Consider the following 22,340-nt stretch of genomic DNA (forward strand, 5'->3'; position numbering starts at 1 on the left):
TACATTTGCTCCCGAACTCGACCTTTTTGCTTCATCGTTGCCCACTTGAGCAAATTGTGGGTGGTACTTCCATCTTACTAAAGAACGGTTTCTTATGGAATTTTCTATTGGGAAAAGGTTGAGGAAAAAAATATTAAGTATTTTGTCCGGCAATGTGTAGGATTCCCGTGGGAAAATCACTTGGCATTAGCGCTGATAAGAAAACTGGATCTCTTATGTTGATATTCAAAAGGGAATTCTTAGGAGGACCGAATGGCTTCAAGAGCTTTACGAAGAGTACCGAGAAAAAGTTGGTACTATGTCAAAGGTTGTAGGGAGAATATGTACCATTGACTCCGTATGTCCGACTAAAATGGCTTGTGCCGGATGTGGAGCAAAAGTGCCTCGGCCGGATCCGTATCTCCTCAAATAAATGAATTGAAGTGGCTTCAAACATCATATGACAATAAAAAGAAACGATCATTCGGAAAACTATTGATGCTCTCATAAAAGAGGGTAAACCTGAACGGTTTCAGACAAATCTAAAGAAATAGACCCAGAAGGATTGGGAATTCATCAAAATACGATTCGAAAAAATAAAGAAATTCATGATTATTTTAATAGTAACAGTACATCCAAGGTGAAAGCATTAAACCAAAATCATATCATAACAGAAAGAATGAAGAAGATTTGAATTAGTAAAGGGAAAATCCGCAGAAGAATCGCGGATTTTCCCTTTTGTACAGTGATAGAAATGTAGTCCTCATGATTTGTGGTCTCTAATAAAAGTGAATCATTGAGGTGTCTTCATTATCGAATAAAACGATCCAATGCTTTTTTTTTAGTCAAAGGAGCTCCTCCCAGTACACAACAAATATCAAATATCATATTGAAATATGCTCCCCCCAGGGAGATTGATACGACACCAAATGGTGACCTATAATCAAAGCGTCACTAAATGGTGTCCAATTAGGAGTTAGTCATTTGGAAAGTTTGGAACCTGAATAAGTTTCACTTATGGGGGACGCTAACGGGCAAAGGCCTATGCATCAGCCAGCAAAGTGAAACCAGGTCTGTTCAGCTTTAATTCCAAAGGTGCCTGCGAGAACTGCCAAGGCCTTGGCGTCGTTTATACCGACTTGGCATTTTTGGAGAGCGTCAAAACACCTTGCGAAGTTTGCGGCGGCAAACGTTTCAAGAAGAGGTGCTGGCCTACAAACTGGGCGATAAATCGATCGCCGATGTGCGGTGATGACCGTTGAACAAGCTCTCTCTTTCTTTGACATCAAAGAAGTTGTGCGCAAGCTGCAGGCCATGAGTGACGTGGGTCTGGATTATCTTATACTCGGCCAGCCGCTCAGCACACTGTCGGGCGGTGAGTGCCAACGCATCAAGCTGGCCAGCGAATTGCATAAAAAGGGAAGTATTTACGTCATGGACGAGCCCACGACCGGACTGCACATGTCGGATATCGCCCATCTGCTGGCTATCATGAATCGTCTTGTAGATGCCGGAAAATACAGTCATTGTGATCGAACATAACCTGGATGTCATCAGAAACGCCGAGTAGGAAGCACGATCAATCTTGACTGTCAGCTGATCGAAAAAATGAAGAGGGGTGTTCCTTGATGACAAAGAGTAGAATGAATCCTAAGGTTGATGAATATTTACGTAAAGCCAAAAAGTGGAGGGAAGAATATGAGAAGTTGAGAAATATCGTACTTGAATGTGAGCTGGATTTAAAGACTATTGTGCGCTTTTGTTTCACAAAGATGCCTTGTTAAAGGATCCCCATGGGATTCTAATCCAACAAACGGAGAATGTACAGGCGGCGCGCCAGATTCGGTTCACCAATCTTCAAGAAATCGTTGAAATGGAAACCATCTTGAAAGCCTATATTTATGAAGCCATTGAAGTTGAAAAAGCCGGTTTGGAAGTGAATTTTAAGAAGACGACAGAATTAAACATTCCGGAAGAATTTCAAAATAAACTCGATGAAATCCCTGCCTTGAAAACGGCTTTTGAAGCCTTGACGCCCGGACGGCAAAGAGCATACATTCTTTATTTTTCTGAACCCAAACAATCCAAAACTCGAGAGTCAAGAGTTGAAAAATGTATGCAGCAAATTCTCAATGGAAAGGGATTAAGGGATTAAATGATTAGTATATTCGATGAGAAAATAGATTAATCAAACATAACATTGAGGGCGGATGCCATATGTTGATCAATTTGTGTCCAGACTAACAATGTAAATGATAAGCTCTAGGGACTTAAAACACATCGACAACTTGAGGCGATGTGTTTCTTTTGTTATCGCGGCAATTGAAGATCAGGAAAGTACAACATGGTTGAAGTAATTCGCAATTCATTTTTTTACAATCATGCAAAGGCAAATTCTCTTTTCCGAAACGCTTGGTGATGAAGGTATAGGATTGAATACGATGTATCCCTCGCTTTTTTACAGTTTCCAGCTATAGGTAAAAAAAGCTGCCGAGAGAAGCCCTCGGCAGCCAGTTTATATTGGCGGAACTTATCTGTTGTAAATAAAGATCATTACGGCCCGGGTACGTCAGTTTCGCCTTAAAGCAGCCCTTATGGTCCTTGAGGTCCTTGAGGCCCTTGAGTACCTTGAGGTCCTTGCTGACCTTGAGGCCCTTGTGGTCCTTCAGGTCCTTGCTGACCTTGAGGCCCTTGAGGTCCTTGCTGACCTTGAGTACCTTGAGCTCCTTGGTCGCCTTGAGGTCCTTGGTCACCCTGAGGTCCCTGGTCACCTTGAGGTCCTTGAGCGCCAGTTGCCCCTTGAGGCCCTTGGTCACCCTGAGGTCCTTGAGCGCCAGTCGCCCCTTGAGGTCCCTGATCGCCTTGAGGTCCTTGGTCACCCTGAGGTCCTTGAGCGCCAGTTGCCCCTTGAGCTCCTTGGTCGCCTTGAGGTCCTTGGTCACCCTGAGGCCCTTGAGCGCCAGTTGCCCCTTGAGCTCCTTGGTCGCCTTGAGGTCCTTGGTCACCCTGAGGCCCTTGAGCGCCAGTCGCCCCTTGAGCTCCTTGGTCGCCTTGAGGCCCTTGGTCACCCTGAGGTCCTTGAGCGCCAGTCGCCCCTTGAGCTCCCTGATCGCCTTGAGGTCCTTGGTCACCCTGAGGCCCTTGAGCGCCAGTTGCCCCTTGAGCTCCTTGGTCGCCTTGAGGTCCTTGGTCACCCTGAGGCCCTTGAGCGCCAGTCGCCCCTTGAGGTCCCTGATCGCCTTGAGGTCCTTGGTCACCCTGAGGTCCTTGAGCGCCAGTTGCCCCTTGAGCTCCTTGGTCGCCTTGAGCTCCTTGGTCACCCTGAGGTCCTTGAGCGCCAGTCGCCCCTTGAGCTCCCTGATCGCCTTGAGGTCCTTGGTCACCTTGAGGCCCTTGAGCGCCAGTCGCCCCTTGAGCTCCTTGGTCGCCTTGAGGTCCTTGGTCACCCTGAGGCCCTTGAGCGCCAGTCGCCCCTTGAGCTCCTTGGTCGCCTTGAGGCCCTTGGTCACCCTGAGGCCCTTGAGCTCCTTGGTCGCCTTGAGGCCCTTGGTCACCCTGAGGCCCTTGAGCGCCAGTTGCCCCTTGAGCTCCTTGGTCGCCTTGTGGCCCTTGGTCACCCTGAGGTCCTTGAGCGCCAGTTGCCCCTTGAGCTCCCTGATCGCCTTGAGGTCCTTGGTCACCCTGAGGCCCTTGAGCTCCTTGGTCGCCTTGTGGCCCTTGGTCACCCTGAGGTCCTTGAGCGCCAGTTGCCCCTTGAGCTCCTTGGTCGCCTTGTGGCCCTTGGTCACCCTGAGGTCCTTGAGCGCCAGTCGCCCCTTGAGCTCCTTGGTCGCCTTGTGGCCCTTGGTCACCCTGAGGCCCTTGAGCTCCTTGGTCGCCTTGAGGTCCTTGGTCACCCTGAGGCCCTTGAGCGCCAGTCGCCCCTTGAGCTCCTTGGTCGCCTTGAGGTCCTTGGTCACCCTGAGGCCCTTGAGCGCCAGTCGCCCCTTGAGCTCCTTGGTCGCCTTGTGGCCCTTGGTCGCCTTGTGGCCCTTGAGCGCCAGTCGCCCCTTGAGCTCCTTGGTCGCCTTGTGGCCCTTGGTCGCCCTGAGGCCCTTGAGCGCCAGTCGCCCCTTGAGCTCCTTGGTCGCCTTGTGGCCCTTGAGCGCCAGTCGCCCCTTGAGCTCCTTGGTCGCCTTGTGGCCCTTGGTCACCCTGAGGCCCTTGAGCGCCAGTTGCCCCTTGAGCTCCTTGGTCGCCTTGAGGTCCTTGGTCACCCTGAGGTCCTTGAGCGCCAGTCGCCCCTTGAGCTCCCTGATCGCCTTGAGGTCCTTGGTCACCTTGAGGCCCTTGAGCGCCAGTCGCCCCTTGAGCTCCTTGGTCGCCTTGAGGTCCTTGGTCACCCTGAGGCCCTTGAGCGCCAGTCGCCCCTTGAGCTCCTTGGTCGCCTTGTGGCCCTTGGTCACCCTGAGGCCCTTGAGCTCCTTGATCGCCTTGAGGCCCTTGGTCACCCTGAGGCCCTTGAGCGCCAGTTGCCCCTTGAGCTCCTTGGTCGCCTTGTGGCCCTTGGTCACCCTGAGGTCCTTGAGCGCCAGTTGCCCCTTGAGCTCCTTGGTCGCCTTGTGGCCCTTGGTCACCCTGAGGTCCTTGAGCGCCAGTCGCCCCTTGAGCTCCTTGGTCGCCTTGAGGTCCTTGATCACCCTGAGGTCCTTGGTCGCCTTGAGATCCCTGGTTACCTTGAGGTCCTTGATCACCTTGAGGTCCTTGGTCGCCTTGAGGTCCTTGATCACCCTGAGGTCCTTGGTCGCCTTGAGATCCCTGGTTACCTTGAGGTCCTTGATCACCTTGAGGTCCTTGGTCGCCTTGTGGCCCTTGGTCGCCTTGTGGCCCTTGGTCACCCTGAGGCCCTTGTTCGCCCTGAGGTCCTTGGTCGCCTTGAGGCCCTTGGTCACCCTGAGGCCCTTGAGCGCCAGTTGCCCCTTGAGCTCCTTGGTCGCCTTGTGGCCCTTGGTCACCCTGAGGTCCTTGAGCGCCAGTTGCCCCTTGAGCTCCTTGGTCGCCTTGTGGCCCTTGGTCACCCTGAGGTCCTTGAGCGCCAGTCGCCCCTTGAGCTCCTTGGTCGCCTTGAGGTCCTTGATCACCCTGAGGTCCTTGGTCGCCTTGAGATCCCTGGTTACCTTGAGGTCCTTGATCACCTTGAGGTCCTTGGTCGCCTTGTGGCCCTTGGTCGCCTTGTGGCCCTTGGTCACCCTGAGGCCCTTGTTCGCCCTGAGGTCCTTGGTCGCCTTGAGGTCCTTGATCACCTTGAGGTCCTTGGTCGCCTTGTGGCCCTTGGTCGCCTTGTGGCCCTTGGTCACCCTGAGGCCCTTGTTCGCCCTGAGGTCCTTGGTCGCCTTGAGGTCCTTGATCGCCTTGAGGTCCCTGGTCACCTTGAGGTCCTTGATCACCCTGAGGTCCTTGGTCGCCTTGAGATCCCTGGTCACCTTGAGGTCCTTGATCACCTTGAGGTCCTTGGTCGCCTTGTGGCCCTTGTTCGCCTTGTGGCCCTTGGTCACCCTGAGGCCCTTGTTCGCCCTGAGGTCCTTGTTCGCCTTGAGGTCCTTGGTCGCCTTGAGGTCCTTGGTCACCTTGAGGTCCTTGATCGCCTTGTGGCCCTTGGTCGCCTTGAGGTCCTTGATCACCTTGAGGTCCTTGGTCGCCTTGTGGCCCTTGTTCGCCCTGAGGTCCTTGAGGTCCTTGGTCGCCTTGAGGTCCTTGGTCACCTTGAGGTCCTTGGTCACCTTGAGGTCCTTGATCGCCTTGAGGCCCTTGTTCGCCCTGAGGTCCTTGATCACCTTGAGGTCCTTGGTCACCTTGAGGTCCCTGAGGTCCTTGGTCGCCTTGTGGCCCTTGTTCGCCCTGAGGTCCTTGAGGTCCTTGGTCGCCTTGTGGCCCTTGTTCGCCCTGAGGTCCTTGAGGTCCTTGGTCGCCTTGTGGCCCTTGTTCGCCCTGAGGTCCTTGAGGTCCTTGGTCGCCTTGTGGCCCTTGTTCGCCCTGAGGTCCTTGAGGTCCTTGGTCGCCTTGTGGCCCTTGTTCGCCCTGAGGTCCTTGAGGTCCTTGGTCGCCTTGTGGCCCTTGTTCGCCCTGAGGTCCTTGAGGTCCTTGGTCGCCTTGAACGCCTTGAGTACCTTGAGGTCCTTGAGCACCTTGAGGTCCTTGAGTGCCTTGAGGTCCTTGAGGTCCTTGAGTGCCTTGAGGCCCTTGAACGCCTTGAACGCCCCGAGGTCCTTGAGTGCCTTGAGGTCCTTGGAAGCCTTGAACGCCGCGCTGTCCTTGAGGTCCTTGAGGTCCTTGAGCGCCTTGAGCGCCCCGAGGTCCTTGAGTGCCTTGAGGTCCTTGGAAGCCTTGAACGCCGCGCTGTCCTTGAGGTCCTTGAGGTCCTTGAGCGCCTTGAGCGCCCCGAGGTCCTTGAGTGCCTTGAGGTCCTTGGAAGCCTTGAACGCCGCGCTGTCCTTGAGGTCCTTGAGGTCCTTGAGCGCCTTGAGCGCCCCGAGGTCCTTGAGTGCCTTGAGGTCCTTGAGCGCCCCGAGGTCCTTGAGTGCCTTGAGGTCCTTGGAAGCCTTGAACGCCGCGCTGTCCTTGAGGTCCTTGAGGTCCTTGGAAGCCCTGAACGCCCTGTCCTTGAGGCCCTTGAGGTCCTTGAGGTCCTTGAGCGCCTTGAGGTCCTTGAGCGCCTTGAGGTCCTTGAGGTCCTGTCGGCCCAACTGCTCCATCTGTCCGTGCAGCCTCCAAATGAGTATAAATGGGATCGGCTACTACTCCAAGCACTCCGGCGTTGGGTACAAGAAGTACCCTCATACTGTCACCCGGAGCGAAATTCATTTGAGCGGTAAAGTTTACTGTGAAACCCACACCAGGTGGATTCGTATTTTGGATGAATATCTTTCCTGAATTGTTGGGTCCTTCCAATATAAGTGCAATGAATTCCACTAGAGGGTCCGCCAGAAGCAAAAGGCTGACGCTTATCGTATACACGCCACCCTCGCTCGCGACGAAGGTAGAAGCCGCTGGGTTGTACTCGCCGTTCAAATCATACTCAACGGTTTGAAAGAATACATTGAACGGTCCTGGTTGTGTAATAATTTGATCTGCGCTCGCACGAGCTCTAAATGCGGATTCGGTCAACTGGATGTCACCTCCGTATACTGATGTAGCTCCACTCCCAAAAAACTTAAGATAGTGAAGCCTTTAATATAGTATGTGGTAATGCGCAGCGAGCCTCGGCCTTTGAAGAGGTGAAATCGTATATTTGTGAAATGGCCGTAAAAGCTTCATTTGCCGGGTAACTTGTTTTTAACGAGAAAAGTATGCCGGCACGAAGGGAGCAGCTTTGGGGAAGCGCTCGGTCACAATGTCTGCAAAAGCATCTGCACCAAAGAAGCCCGGGGAGGAAATCGTGCTGTTCCTCGACGGAGACATGGTCATTTCGACGGGGGAGCTGATTCCGTTCATCCAGTCAGTTGAGCAAGGGGTGGACGTTGCCTTGAACCGACATTCCGGAGTAACAAACCGCAAGGATGTGGCGGGAAGCGACTCGCTATTCCCGACACCATTCGTACCGAGCTTGTTGGATTTTACTTTCTGATTAAGCGCGAGCTGATAGAGTCGATCTGGTCTATGGACGAACCGTTTACGCCAGGCCATTTTGAGGATGACAATTACTGCTACTGGGCCAGATTGGCCGGATTTCAGTTAAAAATCGGGGGAGACACGTTCGCATACCATACGGCAGCGCCAGCTTTGGCAAGGAAAGCGAGGAACAGGGGAAGATGCCGATCCGCCGATATCATTCACGCGCATCAGGGGCATCCGCACGGCGATATGGTTTAACGGCGATTCCCCCGATCAAGGCTTCGATGCCGGCTACGGGAAGAGGCTGTTGTCACCATCACTTGGCTTCCCGTAAGCAACCAAGACTTCGCCCGTTCACCCGCAAAAAAAGCCGTCTCCCAAGCGGAAGCCGGCTCTTTGCTTTTAATCGCAATTGGGTGACAGTCGATTCATGGTGCAGGAACAGTCTGCTTGGTCCCGATATACAGCGTATCTTTCTCGGACAAACCGTACAGGTTTGCTTCCTCGATACCGTATTTTTCCGCCAAATTAAATAAAACGACATGAAACCCGGCCGCTTCCAATCGGCCAACGAATCCTTTCCGATTATAAATGCGTACATGATCGTCTTGGCCGAAGTGTTCTTTTCTTGCCTGCGGCGAGGTCACCGCCGGGTCCTCTAAAATCTCCTCGAAGTTTAAAGCGATCGGCACTTGCAGAATGCTCCAGCCGTTCGGTTTCAATACGCGGCAGATTTCTCCCATCGCTTTGTGATCTTCGGTAACATGTTCCAGTACATGGCTGCAAATAACAGCATCGAATGTTTCGTCAGCGTAAGGCATAGCCGTTAAGTCCACCCGTTCCATTTCCGAATCCTGAGGCATTAAATCGCCGCATATATAGGAAATGTTCGGATATCCTTTTAACCATTCTCTTAAATTTTTCTCGGGTGCAATGTGCAGTAATTTTTGCGGCCTTACGAGCAAATCCGTTTCCCTTTCAATATAGAATTTATACAACCTTTCCCTGTCGAAAGAGGAGCACACGGGACACATGGCGGTCAGCTTGTTCCACATTTCATATTGGCACTTGGGAAAATCGTAAATATCCGGCCACGGGCGAAAACGTACAATCGTATTATTGCAATAAGGACAATAGTAAGGACCTTGGTGTTTGAGATGGTCAACCAAATGCTTTTTCTCCTTTCCTATTTCTTATCAAAGCCGTTTTTTGATGACGGCTGGAACCCCCGCAGCCATAGTAAAGTCAGGGATATCGCCTTTGACAAAGGCTCCGCCACCAATCATAGACCAGCAGCCGATGCGGCATTTCTCCCGAACCGAGGAGCCGATGCCGATGTAGGCTCCTTCGCCTACGGCCACATTGCCCGCCAGATTCACACCCGGGGCGATAGTGACATAATCGTCAATGACCGTATCATGACTGATGTTGGCGCTTCGATTGATGATCACATGGCATCCGATCCGGATATTATCGGTAAGGATGGCCCCTTCGCAGATCATGCTGCCTTGCCCCACGATATTTCTCCTCGACAAACGGACACGGGGATGGATCAGCGGGTCTGCGATGCGGAATCCCGACCGGATGGTATCGTAAGCGAACCGCTTCTTTAATGCCGGGGCTCCGACCCCGGCACAAACAATCTCGATCTCATGCCGCAGCGCTTCGATATCGTCAAGCGTTCCCAATACGGGAACTCCATTTACCAGTTGGCCCTTCATTTCAGGCCGTTCGTCCAGGAACCCCAGCACCTGCACTCCCATCTCTTCGCAAAGCCAGTTGACCTCGCGGGCGTGTCCGCCCGATCCCCAGATGATGATCTTTCTCATGTGGCATTCCCCTCGGTAATGCTTCCAAGCACCTTCACAATTCGCCCAACGGTGGCCTCATCCATTTCCTCCCAGAGCGGCAGACTGATAATACGGTCCGCAATCCGTTCCGTCACGTGGAGATCGGAATGGGGGTAGCTTTGAAACTGCTTCTGCTGATGGCATGCCGGGGAGAAGTAAGTCCGGGCTTCAATCGAATGGGAGGCTAACCGCCGGATGACTTCCCGGTTATCGGAAGGGTCCGGGCTCAGCATAGAGAAAAATTGCAGGGGCACCCGGCCTTGCATCTTTTGGACAGACCATCCCCGCTGCATTAAATCCTGCTGCTGCAGTTCACGGCGATAATAGCCAATGATCGTTTTTCTTCTCTCCTGTACTGCCTGGAACCCTTCAAGAGTGGCCAAGGCGATAGCGGCGGTATATTCCGATATTTTGCTGTTTAAGCCTAACATTACGGATTCCCTGGAGCTGGAGAAGCCGAAGTTGCCGGCCCGGCGGATTCGCTGAATGAGATCCTGGTCCGCGCTATACACCAGCCCGCCTTCTCCGACGCCAAACGTTTTGGTCGCGTGAAAGCTGAACACCACGGCTCCACCGAAGCCTTTGCCGAATTGTGTGGCATCCTCCGCAACGGTGGTTCCAAAGCTGGCAGCCGCATCGATGACGACCGGAATTCCTTCCTGCAGCAGTTTATCGTATATGGATAATTCGATAGCCGAACCGAAAGTGGCGTAAGGAACGACGACCGCGATCTGCTCGCCCAGCCGCTCGACCGTTTCCTCCAATTGCGCTCTGTTCATTTGCCAATCGTCCGGTTCAATATCCAGGAAATATGGTTCAAGTCCGCACCACTCGGCGGCAAGAGGGGTCGCTGCAAAAGTAAAGCTAGGCATCACCGCATATTTGCCCCGGGGCCGCTTGCTTTGCGAAATCGCCAGCATCAGCCCGAGAGTAGCGTTATGCACCGTCACGGCTGCGCCGATGCCGCCGAACATTTGGGCAATCACGCGCGTTTCAAACAGATGATTTAAGGGTCCGTAATTGGAGTAAATCCGGCTTGCTTCTATTTTTTCAAAATTAGAAAGCAACCGCTCCTTTTTGACTAAATTCGGTCGCAAGAACGGAATTTCATACATGAGGCAACCCCTTCTCACTGGAATCTATTTCGATTCAATGTGTACACCTTAGAGTATGAACCCCATGAACGGGGGGAACGGCGAATACCTGGCTCTCCGATTTTCGCGGGCCTCATTCTATCGTATTCAAGATCGTATCGATCCGCTGAATGTCTGCTGCAAATTGCGGATATCCCTGCACGCGTATGCGGTAAGCAAGAAGGGCGGTTTTGTACAACTCCTCCGTTTCCAGAAACCCCTCCTCTCTGGAGGCGATTGTTATATCGAGCCATTCGCTGAACGCTTTAAAGCCAAGCACGCTGTTGTTTTGGCTGGCATGTAATCGAAAATAGCTGAGCGCTTCCGGAATATAAACCGCTTTTCCTTTGGACAAGAGAGATAACCAGGCAGCCATATCGTTGATCAGCGAGTATTGCTTCCTGCGGTATACTCCGAACGGTTCGGTAAGGTCTGCTTTTTTAAACAATACGGTCGTCGGTTCGCCGATCACATTTAAGCAACGGGTTAATGCGATGTTCCCCAGCGTTTTTCCATCCATCACTCTTGTCTCTTCGTAGAGTCTGACCGTTGCGGCGATAGGCGCAAGAAAGCTCCCCGATTCATTAATGGTTTGCCGGTAGGACGTGACTAGCGTGATGTTTTCGAATTCGTTAAAAAAGTAAAGCATTTTGGAGATCTTTTCTTTATGAAATACGTCGTCATCCATCAAGTAATTGATATATTCCCCCGAGGCCAGGTCGAAGCATTTGTGCCAGTTTTCAAGAAAAAGGTTTTTCTCGTTTTTATGGTATTTAATCTGGGGATAAGACGGCAGATAAGCTGCTTCCAGCATTTGTTGCACTTCGTTATTGGAGCTGTCGTCGCAAATGACGATTTCGATATTCGGGTAGGTTTGTTCAAGTACGCTGTCGATGGCGATTTTTAACGTATGGGGCCGGTTATAAGCGGGAATCACGACACTAACTAACGGATGTTCCAAGATAACTCCACCTTTCATAAAAATGAGTTGTGTCCCTCATTGTACGATAGGATTGTTACCTCTCAGACTATGCGGTCTCAAGCGAATTGTGCGTTCATATAAGGCTTTTGGGTGGACAAATAGGAGAGCAGCGGAATACACTGCTTATGTGAAAGAAAAGAATGGATCGACACTTGGGCTCCAGCTTGTGTTCGACATTTGAGAAAGGGGAATCAACTCTTGTCATCGGACTTCATTCCTTTATTGACGGTTCATCTGTTTTTGACAGACAAGATTTCGAAGGATAAATTGAAAGAACCGATCTTGGGGTTGGAAGAAAACCACATCACCGTGAAAATGTATGGGCCTGATGATCCATTAGTCGATGCCGGCCCCCGGAAGCCTCGTGTCTATGTGTCCATAGGAGATGAATGGAAATCTTTTACAACTCTAAATTCGCTGCCTATTCAGGAAAAAAAACGTTGGTTGCACTTCCATTCGCCGGATGAACTCGAATCGTATAAATTGTTTTATTGCTGGATCAGAGCGACGGATCCTCTCCCTGAAAACAAAGCCGTTCCTCCTACCCGTTTTTCTTCCGATACGCCTCTGATATCCGTGTTCACGGCCAGCTACAGGTCAAAAGAAAGAATTCAACGTCCTTATCGATCGCTATTAAATCAAACTTACCCGAACTGGGAATGGGTCATTGTGGACGATTCCGGAGATAACGAGGAGACTTACAAGAATGACTTGCTTCCTCTGAAAGACCCTCGCGTGCGCAGATATCGCCCGGATTCCCGCAATGGCTATATTGGGGCGCTCAAAAGGTATGCCGCAGGCCTTTGTACAGGGGAAATCTTAGTAGAGGTGGATCATGACGACGACCTGATGCCCGATTGCCTGGAGAAGATCGTTCGAACATTTCAGCAAAATCCCGAATGCGGCTTTGTTTACGGGGATTGCACCGAGGTGTACGCAGAGAACCTTCATGCGCATTGGTACGGCTGGGATTGCGGTTTTGGATACAGCGTATTTTATCGGGTGTGGCTGCGTGAAATGAACCGCTGGCAAAATGCGCACAAACATACGACGATCAACGGCAATACCGTACGCCACTTGGTAGGGCTGCCGAATCATCCCCGCGCATGGTCTCGGGATTGTTATCATCTGGTCGGGGGTCATCGCGATGAGTTGCTGGTGGCCGACGATTACGACATGCTGATTCGGACGTTTCTTTGTTCCAAGTTCGCGGCCATTCCCGATTTACTCTATATCCAATATCGGAACGAAAGAGGAAACAACACCACTTTTCTAAGAAATAAGCAGATTCAGATCTTGGTCAGAGAACTGGAACGGGTTTACCACGATAGAATTCATTCGAGGCTGACCGAGCTGGAGCTGCCGGAGCATCTGCCGTACAACCGTATATGGGAGACCTCCGTACACGATCCCGCCCGCAAAACGGCTCATGTCATTCATGAAGACACTTCCCGAGTTTCGATATTGTTCCCGATTCCTTACTCTCATCCGGAAACGGAGCATACTCAATTAAGAAAGACCTTCCAAAGGGGGATGGAGTCGGGCTTTAAGAACACCGAGGTTATCGTTGTGGGCCGTATCCCCAAAGAAGTGGAGTTTTTCGCTTCCCAAGCGCCTGCAGGGGCGATCCGCTGGTGGCCGATGGAGGAGAACGATTCATTGGAGACTTGTATGCAGTATGCGAAGTATTGTGCATCCTGTAAAGAGAAAGTGGTTGTTATGCCTTAAAAGGCCGGGCAGCATAAAGCGGAAAGGGGAGGGGCGGTTAACGCCAGACAGAAGGGATCGAGCGAGCTGAAGGCATAAAGTTTGGCCGACCGAGATAGGAGATCGACGACAAGTTTTGAAATGCGTATCATGCCAGCGGAACCTCGCTACGGTACCTAGGAAGTACACCCCTTAGAATGGACACTGGATAAAACCCCTGGTTAATCCGATGATTTCTAAGGGGGTGCATTTTTATGCGAGAAAAGGACAGAAGTATCCACATGTAGGTGGAGGCTATTGAAATATGAAATGATTACATAGGTTTTGAGCTGAACAAACAGGCAAGTTAGTTCAATAAGAACCCGACGCAACTGCAGGATTTCCTTAGGATGCATAGGATCGCTAGGGGACTATGCAGTGAGGAGTTCGGCTCGAACTATGGTTTTTGTTGTTACCATAATCGAACTGAAGCAGATGAAGGTTGCCATTGCTTATTGCAATGAAATATCTGGTATGTTAATATTGCGCTAACACTTACGATTGGAGTTGAAGAGGATAATGTAGAATTTCTTGCTTACGTTTAAAGAATAAAACAAGTTCTATTTGTTCTGTTTTGTTCTTTATTGGCAAGAAAGTTACCTTATTCTTTTCACTCAAAGAATATATCCTTATCTGACTCTGCGTAGGGTTAGATTTGTTTTATTTTTTTGAGCTGTAAGAAAGGTCAACTTTCTTGCAGCTCTTTTTTATTTGTGAACCAAGGAGGTTTCTGGAATGTCATTGATCAAGGTAACGAACCTGACTTTTGCCTATGACGGCAGCTACGACAATATTTTTGAGCATGTAAGTTTACAAATCGATACCAACTGGAAATTGGGCTTTACGGGGAGAAACGGCAGGGGAAAGACTACGTTTCTCAACCTGCTGCTCGGCAAGTATGAATACAGCGGAACGATTTCCTCTAACGTCAGCTTCGAGTATTTCCCGTTCCACGTCGAACACAAGGAAAAATATACATTTGATGTGGTAGCCGACATCTATCCGGACTATGAGCACTGGCAGCTCATGCGCGAGTTTTCGCTGCTGAAGTTGTCAGAGGATGTGTTGTACCGACCGTTCGATTCGTTGTCCAACGGAGAACAGACGAAGGTAATGCTCGCAGTCCTGTTCCTGAAGGAGAACAGCTTTTTGCTTATCGACGAGCCGACGAATCATCTCGATCTGCATGCTCGAAAGCTGGTAAGTGATTATTTGAACGGCAAGAGCGGGTTTATATTGGTGTCACATGATCGGGCGTTTCTCGACAATTGTGTGGATCACATTATTTCGATCAATAAGACCAATATCGAAATCCAAAACGGAACTTTTTCAGACTGGTGGGAGAATAAACAAAGACAGGATAATTTCGAACTGGCCGAGAACGAGAAGCTGAGGAAGGACATTAAGAGGCTGTCTGATGCGGCCAAGCGAACGAGCAACTGGTCGCACGAAGTAGAAAAAACGAAAAACGGCACCCGCAACTCCGGCTCCAAGGTCGACAAAGGATACATCGGCCACAAGGCCGCCAAAATGATGAAGCGCTCCAAATCGATTGAGCAAAGACAGCACTCCGCAATCGAGGAAAGATCGCAGCTTCTGAGAAACGTCGACAGCTCGGAAAGCCTGAAAATATCGCAGATGACTTATCATAAACACCAATTGGTAGAGCTTGACCGCGTTTCGATTCATTATGGTGAAAAGAACGTGTGCGGCGACATCAGCTTTACTATCGAGCAAGGGGATCGCATCGTGCTCTCCGGTCCAAACGGCTCTGGCAAATCTAGTTTACTCAAACTGATTTGCGGCGAGGAGATTCCTTATTCCGGCGCGTTTCGAAAAGGGAGTCAGTTGAAAATTTCCTACGTTTCACAAGATACCTCGCAGTTGCAGGGCAATTTGTCGGAATTCGCCAGATCCTGTGAGATTGACGAAAGCTTGTTCAAAGCGATTTTGAGAAAACTCGATTTTTCGCGCTTGCAATTCGAAAAGGACATCGCTTCTTATAGCGGCGGTCAGAAGAAGAAGGTTCTGATAGCGAAAAGCCTCTGCGAACGCGCTCATTTGCATGTTTGGGACGAACCGCTTAATTTTATCGACGTCATTTCCAGGATGCAAATCGAAGAACTGCTGCTGGAGCATTCACCAACTATCCTTTTTGTGGAGCACGACAGCGAGTTTTGCAAACATATCGCAACTAAAATTGTGGAACTGAACGTTTAACACACACTAGGAGGATGAAAACGATGATTATTGAGGTTGAGGTTGTAGATGATTTTGTGAACCGGTTCCTATCGATTGACCCGGTTCACAAAAAAATGAATCTGTTGCCGGAGGTATACCAATCTATCGACAGATGCACGTAGCGATTATGTCGCAAACGTATCGTGTTTTTTCCTGCGTAGTTGGTTAATGCATGCAAGCGCTGGATGACGGTTGCTTTTTTGCATCTTCTCCGGCGGTAAGGAGAGCACATGAAACCAACCTCGAAATATGAAACGATTGGGCAGATCTTGTCCGACTTCAAGCAGCCTGCTTACCGGTATGGGCAAATTATAGATGCTATTTTCAAACAAAAAATCGCTGAATACGAACGGCTCACCATAGTTCCTACATTTTTGCGAGAAGAGTTGGCCCGGACGCTTGGTCCGTACGTCTCCAGCGTTATTCCGCTAAAGGAACTCGCATCGCAGCAGGTCAGCAAGGTGCTGTTTGCCATCGGTGGTGGCGAACGTGTGGAGGCCGTAAGACTTTCCTATAAACGGGGATGGAAATCGTATTGTATTTCCACGCAGTGCGGCTGCAGGTTCGGATGCCGCTTTTGCGCCACGGGTACCATCGGCCTGAAACGAAATCTGACCGCCGACGAAATTACCGACCAATTGCTTCACTTTCACTTGAACGGCCACACCTTGGACAGCGTGTCCTTCATGGGCATGGGGGAGGCGCTCGCCAACCCGCACCTTTTCGATGCGCTGGCGATTTTGACCAACCCGAATCTCTTCGGTTTAGGACATCGAAGAATTACGATTTCCACCATTGGCTTGTTGCCAGGAATCGATAGGTTGACGCGGGAGTTTCCACAGGTCAATCTAACCTTCTCGATGCATTCGCCGTTCGACGAGCAACGGAACGAACTGATGCCGATCAATAAGCGGTTTCCGCTCCGCGACGTACTGAATACATTGGATCGTCATATCCGACATACGGGAAGAAAGGTGTATATCGCGTATATTCTTCTTCGAGGGTTCAACGACTCGGCGGAGCATGCGAAAGCGGTTGCTGCACTGTTGAGGGGAAGGGGAGCTTGGGAACATCTCTATCACGTGAACCTCATTCCCTACAATTCAACAGAAGTGACGCCTCAGAGCTACTTGCCATCTGACCCCGATAGGATCAAAAATTTCGTTCGGATATTGAAAAAATATGGTGTGAACGTTACGGTCCGAACTCAATTCGGATCGGACATTAATGCGGCCTGTGGTCAGTTATACCGAGCTGATTCTAAAATGAATGGATAGGGGAGATATGGAATGAATACTTTCGTTCTCGATTTTCAGGAAATGAAAAATACACAGCTATTGCTCGTTGGCGGAAAAGGGTTGAATGTAGGGGAATTATCAAAAATGGAAGGAATCCAAGTACCAGAAGGCTTTTGTGTGACAACAGTGGGATATAAAAAAGCAATCGAGCAAAACGAAACGTATCATGCTTTACTCAATCGACTGACGACGCTACATGTAGAAGATCGAGATCAAATTGGTGAAATCAGCAGGAAGATTCGAGAAATCATTTTGGAAGCAGAAATTCCTTCTGATGTTGTGGAAGCAGTAACTCAATATCTCTCCCAGTTTGGCGAGGAACATGCTTATGCCGTGCGTTCTAGTGCGACTGCTGAAGATTTGCCATATGCCTCGTTTGCTGGCCAACAAGACACTTATTTAAATATTATCGGCAAAGAAGCCATCCTGCAGCATATCAGCAAATGTTGGGCGTCTCTATTTACGGATCGTGCAGTCATTTACCGCATGCAAAATGGATTCGACCACAGTCACGTTTATTTAGCCGTTATTGTTCAAAGGATGGTGTTCCCACAAGCTTCGGGAATTTTATTTACCGCTGATCCGATTACTTCCAACCGAAAGGTAATATCGATCGATGCCAGTTTTGGACTTGGAGAAGCGCTGGTCTCTGGTCTGGTCTCTGCCGATTGTTATCAAGTACAGGAAGGGAAAATCGTCGATAAGAGGATCGCGACCAAAAAATTGGCGGTGTATGGACGAAAAGAAGGCGGAACAGAAACACAACAAATTGCTCCTGAGCAGCAAAAGACTCAAACCCTGACTGAGCAACAAATTTTGCAACTAGCACGCATCGGAAGGCATATCGAAGCCTATTTTGGTTGCCCGCAAGATATCGAATGGTGTCTGGTTGATGATACCTTTTACATTGTCCAGAGTCGGCCAATCACGACGTTATATCCGATTCCGGAAGCGAATGATCAGGAAAATCGCGTTTATGTATCTGTCGGTCACCAACAAATGATGACCGATCCTATGAAACCGCTGGGATTGTCTTTTTTCCAGTTAACAACTACAGCACCCATGAGTAAAGCTGGTGGCAGGTTGTTTGTTGATGTGCCACCTATGCTCGCTAGCAGAGACCATGTATTACATTACTTGGGAAAATCCGATCCGCTTATCAAAGATGCACTGATGACCGTTCTAGAGCGGGATTATATAAAGATGCTGCCAGAAGATAACACAGCGCCAAATCCGTATAAAAGCAACGCAGATAAAATGCGTGAAATTGAAAACAATCCGTCAATCGTTCCTGATTCGATTAAGCGCAATCAAGAATCGCTCGAAGCGTTAAAACAAAATATCCGAACGAAATCAGGATCGGATTTGTTGGATTTTATTTGCGAAGATCTCCAGCAATTAAAGAAGATTGTATTTGATGCGCAAATTATAGATGTAATTCTGGTTGCAATGGATGCTGCAGCATGGATCAATGACAACATGAACGAGTGGTTAGTTGAAAAGCACGCAGCAGATACACTTTCTCAATCTGTACCGGGCAATATTACTTCGGAAATGGGTCTGGCGCTATTGGATGTTGCAGATGTGATCCGTCCTTATCCAGAAGTCATAGATTATTTAGAACATGTAAAAGAGGATCATTTCTTGGATGAACTGCTTAAGTTAGAAGGCGGTCAGGAAACCCGAGACGCTATCGATGCTTATCTCGCCAAATACGGAATGCGCTGTGCCGGAGAAATCGATATAACTAGAACGCGTTGGAGTGAGAAACCAACTACGCTTGTCCCCTTGATTCTCGGCAACATCAAAAACTTTGAGCCTCATGCGAGCAAGCAGAAGTTTGAGCAAGGGCAGCAAGAAGCTTTGAAAAAAGAACAAGAGTTATTAGAACGATTAAAGCAATTGCCGGATAGCGAACAAAAAGCCAAAGAAACAAAACGAATGATCGACCTCATCCGGAATTTCAGCGGGTTTCGAGAATATCCCAAGTACAGCATGATTAATCGCTACTTCGTGTATAAGCAGGCTTTACTGAAAGAAGCTGAACAACTCGTACAATCGGGCATCATTCATGAAAAGGAAGATATCTTCTATCTCGCTCTTGAAGAACTTCACGAAGTCGTACGCACCAATAAACTGGACTACCAAATCATTATCAAACGAAAAGACGAGTACAACCATTATGAAAAACTAACCCCACCACGTGTTATCACGTCGGATGGCGAAATCATTGTAGGGAAGTACAAACGAGATAATCTCCCCGCGAATGCTATTGTAGGTCTGCCTGTTTCTTCAGGTGTTATAGAGGGGCGAGCACGTGTCATCTTGAACATGGAAGATGCTGATCTAGAAGATGGAGATATCTTAGTCACTGCCTTTACGGATCCTAGCTGGACACCATTGTTTCTATCCATCAAAGGCCTAGTCACCGAAGTTGGCGGACTGATGACCCATGGAGCCGTTATTGCACGGGAATATGGCTTGCCTGCAGTTGTAGGAGTGGAGAATGCCACTAAAGTGATAACAGATGGGCAACGAATTCGCGTACATGGAACAGAAGGGTATATTGAAATATTGTAATGGCTGAATAAAACACCCCCCATTGATTTGGGGGGTGAACGTTATCTCCCAGCCTCATCGAGACGCGAGTATGAAAGCTTTAAGCAGTTCTTCCTGTCTTTCTCTCGTTAATTCATTATCGTCTAAGTAGGCAGTATAATAAATGTCATGCTGCTTCCACATGTAATAGGTTTCGGAGATGATATTCCCGTTGTTGTAGTAGGGGCCTCCATAGACATGATTGTCGTCCTTGTAGGCGGAAATACCGATGCCGTCCATGTCCAGTTCCCTAATCAAAGTCAACTGTGAACCATTCATTAATGGTAACTTGCTTTGATAAACCGCGAAATTACTTTCTTGGGAGTCGTCTGCTGGACGGTAAATATTCCAAACTGTATCCACGGTAGGTCTGAAGGAGTAGCCAGTATTTTGATCTCCTGCCTGGAGCATTCGTGAATTTGTAAGCTTCAGTTTGTTATTCGAGAGAGTAAGCGGGAATTTCACTTTAAAGCCCAGAAGTTTTTCCGCCACCTGCAAATCCATCTCCTCATAAATCGGGAATGAACTTCCCTCTCCGTCGTAACTGACATGTTGAATGTGCTGCGGATATGTAAAAGATTTCAAAATTTTCTCCAGTTCGTCTTGCGAAATCGTTCTCAGATTCCGAGAAATACCTTCTTTCACAGTATGATCTTCGCTATAGAATTGAATGGCATAGTATATTCCTTCATCACGCCAGAAGAACGTTTTTTCGATTTCCGGCTCATGATGCTCGTATTTCTGTACGGTCGTTACTAATATACCGTTGATATCCGCATATGTAACTTCTTCTTGTATATAGGTTTGAGGTAGAGCTTTACCCCATGATGGTCCCGGGACTTTTTTCGTTCGTCCTCCCTCCAATAATTGAGAGAGTGTCCCCGTCATTATATTTCCTGTAGAGGCGATCACTTCGAATTGTGTATCATTAACTTTGCCGTAATTTGAACTAAAGTTTATGGTGACCTTATCATCCTTCCGGCTTTCATGTTTTTCGTTAACGTCTATACTACTCAATTGATACCCCTCAGGAAGATAATCAGGGACTTTATATGGGAAACCGACAAAATCATTTGCTCTTTCCAAATTGTTGAACCATTTAACCCAATACATCGGGCCCTGAATCTTAAATGGGGAAGGGGAGCTCTCCTGTTTAGAGCCTGATTCGGCGCCATTCGCGTGCTCAGAAGAATTCGTAAGCATAACGGCGCCTAAGCCAAGAAGCAGGATAATAGTCGCAGCGGACAGTTTATACGTACCTTTTCTAAATTTAGATATCATCGTAATTCTCCGTTTCATTTCCCTATTGTTTTCAAAAAAATTCGAAAGATTGACCTGAGGGGAAGAGGTTCGGGTAAATAATCGCGACAGCATAAGAAGTGTCATCCCGTATGATGAGGATTCATGCTCATCCAGCATCTCAAGTACACCCGCGTCGCATGCGACTTCCCGGTCGGCTTTTATTTTTTTCATGGACAGCCATACAAATGGATTGAACCAGTGGAGCACTGCAGCCAGTGTCCATAAGAAATTGAACCATAAGTCAGCTCGTTTATAATGGGTCAGTTCGTGCAGAATGATGTGCATTAGCTGACGGGAATCGGCAATCGTTACAATATCCGCCGGCAAATAAATTCTCGGCTTCGTCAATCCATAGATGCATGGGCTGTGGAGGCGAGTGGTCTCATAGATAGGAATCGTTTTCGTAATTCCTAGTTTCTTCTTGCAATCCTCCAGAATAGAGAGCACCTCGTGATTCTCTAATTTGCATGAAACTCCAACTCTTTTGTTGAATCTTAGGACAACAAACAGATAATACGTACTCAAGGATAGAATTCCTGCAATCCATACAATTGAACCGAACGTGAGCATCTTGTTGGGGTGATCCCGTTCTTCATAGGTATAGGGTTGAAGGGGCGGATTCACGATTGAACTTGATCCTTCCGTCTGCTTTGGTATTGGTGCAGGATTAACTTTTGTTGTTGTTTCGCTATTCTTTACTGTCAGCGATGGTTCCATTTTGTTTTCTGAAGGAATAGGCTGCTCTGCAGTCCATGTAGCCCAATTGATGTCATGCGGTACTAAATTAAACAGGCTGACAGGACTTTGTGGAGCTATAGGAACAAGCAGCTTGATTAACACAAGAATCCACAGCACATGAAAAATACGCGGGCCTAGACGGTTAAATAATAGCTTCCGAGTCAAGAGCAGCGGCAAGATGATGACAGTGGACGCTAGGGATGCGGTCAACACAAGATAAAACAAGGTTTCGATCAGTTTCATACATTCGTTCTCCTTCTTTTAACCTCATGGCAGAAGCTAATTGCCAAATCTATTTGCCGGCGCCTTTCTTTTTCTCCAATAGCTGCTGGAGCTGATCAATTTGGCTATCCGAGAGTTTTTCCTCTTCCAGAAATTTGGTGAACAGCATGCCAATAGCCCCGTTATAAACCCGATCCAGGAACGAGCGGTTCGCTGCTTTGAGATATTCGTCGTAGGTAACCAGTGGGTAATATAAGTAGTTCCTGCCGCTCTTTTCAAAACGGATCGCCTTCTTTTTGTGGAGCCTATTCAGGAATGTTTTGATGGTCTGATCTGACCATTCCATCTGATCCTTCAACTGGGAGATGATCTCGATCGATGTTAAAGGCTCCTTCTGCCATAGCAGCTTCATCACTTCACTTTCGGCCTCGGTAATGTGAGGGAGATTGTTCAATATCTTCACTCTCTTTTCTAACGATATTGTTTACAACTGTAAACTGTAATGTTCAGTTTACGCATGTAAACAAAAAAAATCAAGAGAGGCATGCTCTTGTTTCAAGGAATAACTATGGTGCATACTTCTCCAATCTTACAAAACAGTAAGAGAGAAGATGAAAATAGTTAGATTAAAGTCATTTATTACCATGAAAATCATGTCTAT

The 22,340-nt window shown here is 48.7% G+C and carries 13 protein-coding genes and 2 pseudogenes; 8 read left to right on the forward strand and 7 right to left on the reverse strand.

What is annotated here, in order from left to right; all coding sequences use genetic code 11:
- Nucleotides 1-1,016: 1,016 nt before the first annotated feature.
- A pseudogene (locus JSQ80_RS25660) lies at nt 1,017-1,546 on the forward strand (ATP-binding cassette domain-containing protein); the annotation flags it as partial.
- 61 nt (nt 1,547-1,607) lie between these two features.
- Nucleotides 1,608-2,134 (forward strand): annotated as a pseudogene (locus JSQ80_RS25665) (YdeI/OmpD-associated family protein).
- Nucleotides 2,135-2,450: 316 nt separating this feature from the next.
- Here the strand turns inward: JSQ80_RS25665 and JSQ80_RS29320 are convergent.
- On the reverse strand, nt 2,451-6,710 hold the full coding sequence (locus JSQ80_RS29320; protein ID WP_240463814.1) for a hypothetical protein: 4,260 nt from the start codon (nt 6,708-6,710) through the stop codon (nt 2,451-2,453).
- 638 nt (nt 6,711-7,348) lie between these two features.
- On the opposite strand from JSQ80_RS29320, the gene JSQ80_RS25680 reads away from it, so the two are divergent.
- Nucleotides 7,349-7,582: a hypothetical protein gene (locus JSQ80_RS25680; RefSeq protein WP_206097319.1), complete on the forward strand. Its 234-nt coding sequence runs from the start codon at nt 7,349-7,351 to the stop codon at nt 7,580-7,582.
- A 32-nt stretch (nt 7,583-7,614) separates the two neighbouring features.
- Entirely contained in the window at nt 7,615-7,827 is a 213-nt protein-coding gene (locus tag JSQ80_RS25685; protein ID WP_206097320.1) for a glycosyltransferase family 2 protein, read from the forward strand.
- Nucleotides 7,828-7,997: 170 nt separating this feature from the next.
- Here the strand turns inward: JSQ80_RS25685 and JSQ80_RS25690 are convergent, their stop codons facing one another.
- From JSQ80_RS25690 to JSQ80_RS25705, 4 genes are all read right to left on the reverse strand, one after another.
- The gene (locus JSQ80_RS25690) at nt 7,998-8,738 is read right to left on the reverse strand and encodes a class I SAM-dependent methyltransferase (protein WP_206097321.1); all 741 of its coding nucleotides are present in this window, start codon (nt 8,736-8,738) and stop codon (nt 7,998-8,000) included.
- Nucleotides 8,739-8,765: 27 nt separating this feature from the next.
- Nucleotides 8,766-9,398, reverse strand: a complete 633-nt coding sequence (locus JSQ80_RS25695; protein WP_206097322.1) for an acetyltransferase — start codon at nt 9,396-9,398, stop codon at nt 8,766-8,768.
- Entirely contained in the window at nt 9,395-10,534 is a 1,140-nt protein-coding gene (locus JSQ80_RS25700) for a DegT/DnrJ/EryC1/StrS family aminotransferase (protein WP_206097323.1), read from the reverse strand. The genes JSQ80_RS25695 and JSQ80_RS25700 overlap by 4 nt, the downstream gene beginning before the upstream one ends.
- Before the next feature lie 112 nt (nt 10,535-10,646).
- Nucleotides 10,647-11,513: a glycosyltransferase family 2 protein gene (locus JSQ80_RS25705; RefSeq protein WP_206097324.1), complete on the reverse strand. Its 867-nt coding sequence runs from the start codon at nt 11,511-11,513 to the stop codon at nt 10,647-10,649.
- Between the two features lie 219 nt (nt 11,514-11,732).
- Between JSQ80_RS25705 and JSQ80_RS25710 the strand changes: the two genes are divergently transcribed.
- From JSQ80_RS25710 to ppsA, 4 genes are all read left to right on the forward strand, one after another.
- Entirely contained in the window at nt 11,733-13,262 is a 1,530-nt protein-coding gene (locus JSQ80_RS25710; protein ID WP_206097325.1) for a glycosyltransferase, read from the forward strand.
- Nucleotides 13,263-14,015: 753 nt separating this feature from the next.
- Nucleotides 14,016-15,500, forward strand: coding sequence for an Lsa family ABC-F type ribosomal protection protein (locus tag JSQ80_RS25715; RefSeq protein WP_206097326.1), 1,485 nt, complete (start codon nt 14,016-14,018; stop codon nt 15,498-15,500).
- A 251-nt stretch (nt 15,501-15,751) separates the two neighbouring features.
- The gene (locus tag JSQ80_RS25720) at nt 15,752-16,798 is read left to right on the forward strand and encodes a Cfr family 23S rRNA (adenine(2503)-C(8))-methyltransferase (protein ID WP_206097327.1); all 1,047 of its coding nucleotides are present in this window, start codon (nt 15,752-15,754) and stop codon (nt 16,796-16,798) included.
- A 12-nt stretch (nt 16,799-16,810) separates the two neighbouring features.
- Nucleotides 16,811-19,399: a phosphoenolpyruvate synthase gene (gene ppsA / locus JSQ80_RS25725; protein WP_206097328.1), complete on the forward strand. Its 2,589-nt coding sequence runs from the start codon at nt 16,811-16,813 to the stop codon at nt 19,397-19,399.
- Nucleotides 19,400-19,453: 54 nt separating this feature from the next.
- Here ppsA and JSQ80_RS25730 read toward each other — a convergent pair whose 3' ends face one another.
- On the reverse strand, nt 19,454-21,700 hold the full coding sequence (locus JSQ80_RS25730; protein WP_206097329.1) for a M56 family metallopeptidase: 2,247 nt from the start codon (nt 21,698-21,700) through the stop codon (nt 19,454-19,456).
- A 49-nt stretch (nt 21,701-21,749) separates the two neighbouring features.
- On the reverse strand, nt 21,750-22,133 hold the full coding sequence (locus JSQ80_RS25735; protein WP_206097330.1) for a BlaI/MecI/CopY family transcriptional regulator: 384 nt from the start codon (nt 22,131-22,133) through the stop codon (nt 21,750-21,752).
- Between the last annotated feature and the right edge of the window lie 207 nt (nt 22,134-22,340).

Origin of the sequence: Paenibacillus apiarius, assembly GCF_017052585.1 — a bacterium.
GTDB lineage: Bacteria > Bacillota > Bacilli > Paenibacillales > Paenibacillaceae > Paenibacillus_B > Paenibacillus_B apiarius.

Coding starts and splice junctions, on each gene's coding strand:
- JSQ80_RS29320 (WP_240463814.1), bottom strand. CDS start 6,710: ATGGAGCAGTTGGGCCGACAGGACCTCAAGGACCTCAAGGCGCTCAAG.
- JSQ80_RS25680 (WP_206097319.1), top strand. CDS start 7,349: ATGTCTGCAAAAGCATCTGCACCAAAGAAGCCCGGGGAGGAAATCGTG.
- JSQ80_RS25685 (WP_206097320.1), top strand. CDS start 7,615: ATGGACGAACCGTTTACGCCAGGCCATTTTGAGGATGACAATTACTGC.
- JSQ80_RS25695 (WP_206097322.1), bottom strand. CDS start 9,398: ATGAGAAAGATCATCATCTGGGGATCGGGCGGACACGCCCGCGAGGTC.
- JSQ80_RS25700 (WP_206097323.1), bottom strand. CDS start 10,534: ATGTATGAAATTCCGTTCTTGCGACCGAATTTAGTCAAAAAGGAGCGG.
- JSQ80_RS25715 (WP_206097326.1), top strand. CDS start 14,016: ATGTCATTGATCAAGGTAACGAACCTGACTTTTGCCTATGACGGCAGC.
- JSQ80_RS25720 (WP_206097327.1), top strand. CDS start 15,752: ATGAAACCAACCTCGAAATATGAAACGATTGGGCAGATCTTGTCCGAC.
- ppsA (WP_206097328.1), top strand. CDS start 16,811: ATGAATACTTTCGTTCTCGATTTTCAGGAAATGAAAAATACACAGCTA.
- JSQ80_RS25730 (WP_206097329.1), bottom strand. CDS start 21,700: ATGAAACTGATCGAAACCTTGTTTTATCTTGTGTTGACCGCATCCCTA.